Annotated in this window: 9 protein-coding genes; 4 read left to right on the forward strand and 5 right to left on the reverse strand. The window is 39.9% G+C overall.

Translation table 11 applies throughout. From position 1 onward, the window contains the following. Positions 1-478: 478 nt before the first annotated feature. The 5 genes from B5771_RS24025 to B5771_RS00165 form a co-directional block, all read right to left on the reverse strand. Positions 479-634 (reverse strand): hypothetical protein, encoded by a 156-nt coding sequence (locus B5771_RS24025; RefSeq protein WP_172408101.1) that lies wholly within the window; start codon positions 632-634, stop codon positions 479-481. An 835-nt stretch (positions 635-1469) separates the two neighbouring features. Beyond that, positions 1470-1751, reverse strand: a complete 282-nt coding sequence (locus B5771_RS00150; protein WP_088185735.1) for a hypothetical protein — start codon at positions 1749-1751, stop codon at positions 1470-1472. A gap of 129 nt (positions 1752-1880) precedes the next feature. After that, positions 1881-2267: an ElyC/SanA/YdcF family protein gene (locus tag B5771_RS00155; protein WP_088185736.1), complete on the reverse strand. Its 387-nt coding sequence runs from the start codon at positions 2265-2267 to the stop codon at positions 1881-1883. A 324-nt stretch (positions 2268-2591) separates the two neighbouring features. Beyond that, on the reverse strand, positions 2592-3986 hold the full coding sequence (locus B5771_RS00160) for a permease prefix domain 1-containing protein (protein WP_242966681.1): 1395 nt from the start codon (positions 3984-3986) through the stop codon (positions 2592-2594). Beyond that, complete coding sequence (locus B5771_RS00165) at positions 3973-4311, reverse strand: helix-turn-helix transcriptional regulator (protein WP_088185738.1); 339 nt, start codon at positions 4309-4311, stop codon at positions 3973-3975. Before B5771_RS00165 ends, B5771_RS00160 begins: the two co-directional genes overlap by 14 nt. A gap of 292 nt (positions 4312-4603) precedes the next feature. Here B5771_RS00165 and B5771_RS00170 point away from each other — a divergent pair, with 292 nt between their 5' ends. The 4 genes from B5771_RS00170 to B5771_RS00185 all read left to right on the forward strand — a co-directional run bounded on the left by B5771_RS00170 (position 4604) and on the right by B5771_RS00185 (position 5983). Continuing rightward, on the forward strand, positions 4604-4951 hold the full coding sequence (locus B5771_RS00170; RefSeq protein ID WP_088185739.1) for a hypothetical protein: 348 nt from the start codon (positions 4604-4606) through the stop codon (positions 4949-4951). Positions 4952-4959: 8 nt separating this feature from the next. Then, complete coding sequence (locus B5771_RS00175; RefSeq protein WP_088185740.1) at positions 4960-5373, forward strand: helix-turn-helix transcriptional regulator; 414 nt, start codon at positions 4960-4962, stop codon at positions 5371-5373. Between the two features lie 67 nt (positions 5374-5440). Continuing rightward, the gene (locus B5771_RS00180; protein ID WP_088185741.1) at positions 5441-5704 is read left to right on the forward strand and encodes a hypothetical protein; all 264 of its coding nucleotides are present in this window, start codon (positions 5441-5443) and stop codon (positions 5702-5704) included. A gap of 15 nt (positions 5705-5719) precedes the next feature. Then, the gene (locus B5771_RS00185) at positions 5720-5983 is read left to right on the forward strand and encodes a hypothetical protein (protein ID WP_088185742.1); all 264 of its coding nucleotides are present in this window, start codon (positions 5720-5722) and stop codon (positions 5981-5983) included. Positions 5984-6191: the final 208 nt, after the last annotated feature.

A 6191-nucleotide genomic window follows, 5' to 3' on the forward strand; every position in this document is an offset into this window, starting at 1 on the left:
CAGCATTGCGTAGTTTCTGTCTTTTTGGATTCTTTTTAGTTGTCAAAGTCGGCTACTTTCTCCTCTTCAGGGGATGATTTCACCTTTGTTAGTCATACTCGAACCTTCGAATAATATGCAGTTAGATGTTTGCACTTCTTGTGACTGCAGCCTGTCCCTCCACGGCTTATTATCCCCGTTTCATAGGTATTGGCTGCGCTATCCGCCGAATAATGTCAGGTTATACATGATTATTATGCTTTCCCTGCCACCGCTTCATTGTGTGTAATCACTCTGCGTTCCGGCCTTCCCACGTTCCGATAGTTCTATCGTTACATATGCTTTTAGGTTTACCCTTTGAGCCTGTATGCTTGATACTACCTTTAATAGTATAGGGAATTTCATAGAAACATGTTTTACTCTTCCCCACATACGCTGCGTTTCACAGCAATGGCATTTCTACCATTATCGCGTCTGGACCCTTTCGTTCAGGTTTTCGTCAGTGGGCCTTATCCCACATTCTCACCATGAGCATTTTATAGACTCCCGGCGTATCATCTGCACAGCCTGCCTCCAGGCCGGTTTCCGCAGCAAAACGCTGGGACAGACTTCCGCCGACTTCAACGGGCTGCATCAAGGACTTGTTATTACACACTTTCCTTTTTGCCGTAGTCTCAGAGGGAGCGTTTCAAGGCGTTACCCAATCATTCCACTCCTCAAACTATCAGTTAGAGATTGTTAATCTCTGCTGTTTTTACTTTGCTGCAGGATTTAACCCACCTGCAAATTTGTACAGCAACGTGTCGCTGCACTGTACCCATGAACGTAGATAGAAAACATTGCGCCTGTTTTAATTCAATTCTGAATATTATTAAACTTACAACCAGCACCACAGGCGGCTTTCAGACTGTCTGTTTTCTGCATACTACCACGCACTCAACGTGCCCGGAGTTGCTAAAATGTCGGTTTAGAAACCACATTAACACTTTTATGCGCTATAAACCCTAAAAGAACAGGCAGAAGAACTTGACCTGTACTATATAAGTCGGGTTAATTCCTCCGTCAGAAAGCTTATTCAAACCACGTTGTCACGGTAGAGACACAGGTTACCTGGCATCCCCCGCACAGATCCCGGCGTGCAGATTTCCCGCACCGGGCTCTTCAAAAGTACACGCTTCCGTATTCCAGTCCGGCATTAGAAATCAAAGTGAGGTTGTACTAGATCCGACTCGACAATTCTTGGCTTTGGAACTCCATATCTTTCCCAACATGCGTCAAACTCGTCTAGATTAAAACTACGTCGCTAACTTCTTCGGTTAAGCCATTTGTAAAACCCCGACAGACCCTCCAAAACCTTGCCTTTAGTTAGTTTCTTATCGAACACGTCGTCATCTGCTCTTTGTCTGTTTCCAAACTGTTTTTAACGAGGCTGAATAGCTTCAGAAGATACGGCTCCCTGTGGCCTGTATAGTGCTCTGTGTACACTTCACCTAGTGGTCACCCATTTCGGCGCAACACTGATATAGGTGGTTGGCTAAACCTTTCCCAACAGGGACTTTCACCCTGCCAGACTGACTGAACTTACTTGGCGTTCCACGATCTTGATCATCAGCTGAAGGATGGAATACACGGGCGTATTCATCAAAGACATTTGGAATTACTGATTCTACAGGCGTGCCCGTACACCGTTTTCTCACAGGGAGAGAATGTAATAACCATTCTGCTGGTTTAATATCGTTTGGTATCGTTACTCCTTTGGCTAACCTTAACACCTTTCACCCAACACCTCTCTAATTATATAATTAGTTATATGCTTGGGGCCTATAAAGAGCGCTATGCCAACAGCACAAATGCATTATTAGGTACTATTAACTCATCCATTCACCATCTCTCCGGTTCGGTTATCCATTAGGCAACCACATTCGCATCCTGCGAGATTGAAGGAGTTCGCTAGTTGACTTCTGGCTTGGGTTTATGGGTATTTGGGATTGGGATAATGATTGGCGAGCCATGATATCTGCTTCAATATAGTTGTTAGCTACTGCAGCACCAGTGCAAATAATGGTTCCTGCAACTCCTTCATGATATAGCTTTGACGCTCCATTTATTCGTTCACGTAAAATAGGGGATATGCTTCCGTCCTTTTTTGCAGGATAACCAAGTACAATGATGACATCTCTTTTTTGGCCGCTATTATTGGCTGATTTATTAAAATTAAGACAAGTTACTGTAATTGCAATGAAGAAGCATAGTATGACTAAGAATAATAAAATATAAACTATTGTCAATTAACACATCCCCCCTCTTACAATCTTCATTACTTGTTTCGCCTATTCTACATATGTTCAACAAGCGTCAGACCTGCTCCCATATAGGCCATTCCCTCCACCTTCCCAGTTCAGTGAGTTCCTTTGGATAGGTAAGGATGTCCATCCTGCGGGATTGAAGATGACGGTAGCTGGACTTTATGGGGACGCGGGGATTTTGGGGGAGGGTAACGTGGGCTGTAGTGGTGATAGGAGCGCAAATAATTTACTGTGGCCATCTTCGGGGTAGCGGGGTTGGCGTGAGCGATTAGGAAAGATTAATCTATGAATTTATATGGAACAAAATCAATTCACAGAGTGAGTTTTAATATCAATTATAATCTTTCCATCTTCATAATGTATGAAGCTTCCCGACTTTGTCACCCTTGCATCAATATTATTACTCACTAAACTACCAGTACGGTATGTTGAAAGCAAAAAACCTATAAGGCACATATTTATCAGCAAGAATCCTCCCCCATAAGAGATTAATGGCAATGATAGCGGGCCAAAGAGAATAAAACCCAAATTATAAACAATATATGTAAAACATTGAAGAGCAAAGGTTAGAATAATAGCCATGGAAACCAGCCGTCCCAGCACACTCTTTTGTCTTTTGCTGATAATTAATGAACGCACAATAAAAGCTACAAAGATAAGGAGCATTCCGATTAATAGTATCCAACCAAATTTATAAATCAAATACGTTAAAATTAAATCAGTATTAGCTGCTGGCAAAATGTGTGATGCCGGATATTCCCCATAAACTGTTATCGGAACCCCTGTACCAATTAACCGGGAATGAATCAGAAACTGTCTGATCATTGTCCCATAATATCCATAGCTTGCTAACGATGGATTAAAAAAGAGTCTTATCCTTTGCCAGAAATACTCATGATCCTTGAATATGAAAAACATTATTAATAAAACGACTGCAGATGAGAGATACAAAACGAGCAGAGCGTAAAATTTCCTGACATTAAACCATCCGTTAGTAATTGTATAGGTCAAAATGATAAGGCTGGATAAAGAAGCCAAAAATACTATTGTCGAATTATGCATTATCAAAGATAAAATGGCTGGTACAATTGCTGCTACCCAAGAAAGAACTAAACCAGCATATCCTATATGTCGCGTACTGTAAACCACTCCGGCGAAAACTACAGGAAAGAGCAACATCGGATAAACCGCAACCAACCGGGGACTTCCTAGGACATAAAATCTACTACAGAACCAATAACTTACAACTGTCGAAGCAATGAGCAGTAAATAAATAATTGATGGGTATTTTCCTATAATTGAGAAATCCAAGAAATATGCTGCTAGCAGCACAATAATTGCTAAACCCGCCCATATGAGCTGTCTATAGAACATTTCTGTCCCATTTTTAATATCATTTCCAATTATGAATTGAATTGAAAGGCCCAACAAAAGTAATACAACAGTTATGGCAAGCAGTGGCCAATCCGGCCTGGGCCTGTGTGCACGATCAAGCTGCTCTCCTATAACAACAGGGTCGCCCATTTCTTCAATAGCCTTACTAATTGCTAATTCCTCATCAAGTCCATCTCGAACCAAGGCATTCTTTTGGTCGGTTATGTGATTTTTAATTTCCTCTATAACAGGCACCTGCGCTCTTTTCCAGCGTATCTGCTGACGAACGGTTTCCAAATATTCCACAATCGAATTAGGTAGTGGCAATGTCCACACCCCCCAAGACATTATTTACGGCAGATGTATACACTTTCCATTCTTCAGCTTTTTCCTTTAAATGTTTTCGGCCTTTTTGGGTAAGACTGTAGTATTTGCGTATCCTTGCGTTATCAGTAGTACTCTCGTAAGAAATAAGTATATTCTTTTGTTCCAAGGTATGAAGCAAAGGATACAATGTCCCTGCCTTTAGTTCGAATATATTGTTCGACTTTTTGCCCAATTCCTCTATCATTTGATAGCCGTACATATCAGATTCTTCCAGTAGTTTTAGTATAAGCATAGTAGTACTGCCGGTTATTAGACTTTTATCCATGAGCCCTAGCCTCCTTATATAGATCACCTACATACGAATTGTATATCGACAATCTATATATGTCAACAGAAGCTGATTTCTTCTCGTTTAAATATTCCTTCTGACAATTTATTCAAACCATGATCTACCTGATAAACATTTTTCATGTATTTTACCAATTTTACAAAGTAGTTCTTTCGCATTTCATCCTCTCTTCAAATCTGATTTTAGCAGGAAGCAAGAGAGAGAAAAAGTCCGAATTTGATACACTTCTGAAATCTGTAACATTACCAGTGAGGTCAATGGTTTAATTGTGGTAGAGGCTAAACTGCTGCCATTCTATAAAAATGTTGACTATGACCGAAAGCAAAATGCAAAAATGGCCATAGTCATCGTTGAAGGTACAAGCAACCAATATACAATTAACCCCAAAAACCGCCAAGCTTTTGTCGAAAGTAAAATTGCCTGGATAGTTGCTCGTTTAACAGGTAAAGCCTCATTAAACTATAAAGATGTCGAAATATCAGAGGCCTGTCCAGGATTGTCCTCTTGGTTCTTCTCTTTATCGCCGTTCTCTTATCGGTTTATGAATACTTACCACCAAAATAAATTGTTGTATGCCGTTCCGATAAATAATGGATTATGGGGATATAGGGATTAGGAGAAGCAATGAATAACTCATCGGATGATCTCAAACGCGAGCAAGCAATAAAGCAGTTTGATGCAGGGCAATATCTTAAACAACTTCGCGGAGAGAAATCCCTGGCGAAAGTCTGCAAGTTATTGAAAATCACACCTGCTCACTTATCTGAAATAGAGAGAGGCAGAATGCCTTCCGATTCCTTAATTTCTGCGCTTGCCAACGTTTATGAAGTGAATGAAGATGACCTTTTTCTGCTGTGGGGAAAGATTCCAACTTTGACTAAGCGTGAACTACTCAACAGGTGTTCATTACAGGACATGTTGACAGATATAACCCATAATCATGATTTAACCGATACTGAGAAAGATGAACTTTACGGTAAACTGTATGAGATGTACAGAAATTTTATGGAGAATAAATTGTCAAAGGAGATGCCTTGAATTTTCTATTCTGTTTTTCAGCAAAATTAATTAAATAATTTTTAAGCTTATAAAGGAGGATCATTCAATGGCTGATGACTATATTTTTAGACGCGCGCTTGATTTAGGAACAAACCTACCTGAAATGATTGTGCAGTTAAAAAAGGATCGCCAACTTCGTAATATGGATATAACAAAAAAGAAGGAACTGTTTGATGAATATTACATCTTTGTCAAGAACAGTTTTCTCTCAGAAGGCCCTACAGAGGAAGAAAAACGCAGCACTCAAAATGCTGCAATGGAAGAAGTATTAGAACGCGCACGGCAGGAAATGAAAAAAGCCATGCATTAGAGGAGGTTTATGAATATGGATGAAGAAACATTCCGGCGGGAGTTGTATTTTGCAACGAACTTTCCAGAAACTATAGCAGAAATAAAAAGGTCCAAGCAGTTCAAAAAAATGGATTTGGCTAGGCAGTATGCGTTTTATGACAACTTATACAAAACACATAAAGAGCTTTTTCTTTCGGGTTATGTTTCAGAAGATGAAAAACAACAGATCCAAAACACTGCAACTGAACAAATTATGAATCGCGGTTTAGAAGAATTAGAAAAGTCTTTGCAGCAATAAACTAAAAAAGCGACCTCAGCACTTTATAAGCTGAAGGTCGCTTTTTGGCATTGACAAATCATGGCTATTAATCTAAAACGTAACTTGCATGTTAACTAAAATAACGGAAAACCTAATAAAGGAGGTGTGTATCATGTTCAAAATACAAGACCGTATCGTATTAGGAGCAATTAGTGGGATTATATCAGCGGCTATAGGAAGAGTAGTA

It is taken from the genome of Desulfosporosinus sp. FKA (genome assembly GCF_002196785.1).
GTDB lineage: Bacteria > Bacillota > Desulfitobacteriia > Desulfitobacteriales > Desulfitobacteriaceae > Desulfosporosinus > Desulfosporosinus acididurans.